This window comes from Amycolatopsis jejuensis, assembly GCF_000717335.1.
Taxonomy (GTDB): Bacteria; Actinomycetota; Actinomycetes; order Mycobacteriales; family Pseudonocardiaceae; genus Amycolatopsis; species Amycolatopsis jejuensis.
Window position 1 is genome coordinate 1 of record NZ_JNYZ01000093.1, and the last position, 891, is coordinate 891.

1 protein-coding gene is annotated in these 891 nt (G+C 65.5%); it reads left to right on the forward strand.

What is annotated here, in order from left to right; translation table 11 throughout:
* Window positions 1-42: 42 nt before the first annotated feature.
* A protein-coding gene (locus OO71_RS49785; protein ID WP_156096888.1) for an IS5 family transposase occupies window positions 43-884 on the forward strand; the annotation gives its coding sequence in 2 pieces (ribosomal slippage) (window positions 43-424 and window positions 424-884; 843 coding nt in all).
* The last annotated feature ends 7 nt before the right edge of the window (window positions 885-891 follow it).

Consider the following 891-nt stretch of genomic DNA (forward strand, 5'->3'; position numbering starts at 1 on the left):
AGAGTTCCTAACAAGTTGATCACTTGTGGTGCGTGAAGGTTCATGATCGTTGATCATGAACGGGTGAGGAAAGGTGAACAGCCACCGTGGATCGTCTCCGACGACCTGTGGGAACGAATTGAACCGCTGTTGCCGCGCTGGGAGTACGCACTGTCCCGGCCGGGCCCCAAGCGGCTGCCGGATCGTCTCGTGCTGCAGGGCATCTTGTTCGTGCTGCATACCGGGATCCAGTGGGAGTTCCTGCCCCAGGAGCTGGGGTTCGGGTCCGGGATGACCTGCTGGCGGCGCCTGGCCGAGTGGAACGAGGCCGGGGTGTGGCAACAGCTGCACGAGACGCTGCTGGCCGAGCTGAACGCGGCTGGGAAACTGGACTGGTCGCGGGCGGTGATCGACAGCTCGCATACGCGCGCGGCGCGCCGCGGCCCAAAAGCGGGCCGAGTCCGGTCGACCGTGCCCGGCCAGGCTCCAAGCACCACGTGATCACCGAGCGCGGCGGTATCCCGCTGGCCGTCATCCTGACCGGCGGCAACGTCAACGACGTCACTCAACTCCTCCCACTGGTCGAGGCCATCCCGCCCGTGCGGGGCAGACGCGGGCGTCCTCGCCACCGCCCCGGCGCACTGTACGCCGACCGCGCCTACGACTCCGCCAAACACCGCGAACAGCTGCGCGGTATGGGAATCGACCCATGGATCGCCGAGCGCGGACAGGAACACGGCTCCGGACTCGGCGCGATCAGGTGGGTCGTAGAGCGCACGATCGCGTGGTACCACGGCATGAAACGGCTGCGCATCCGATGGGAACGCCGCGATGACATCCACGAAGCGTTCCTCGGTCTGGCGACATGCGTGATCTGCTACCGCCACATCAAAACCTTCTGTTAGGAACTCT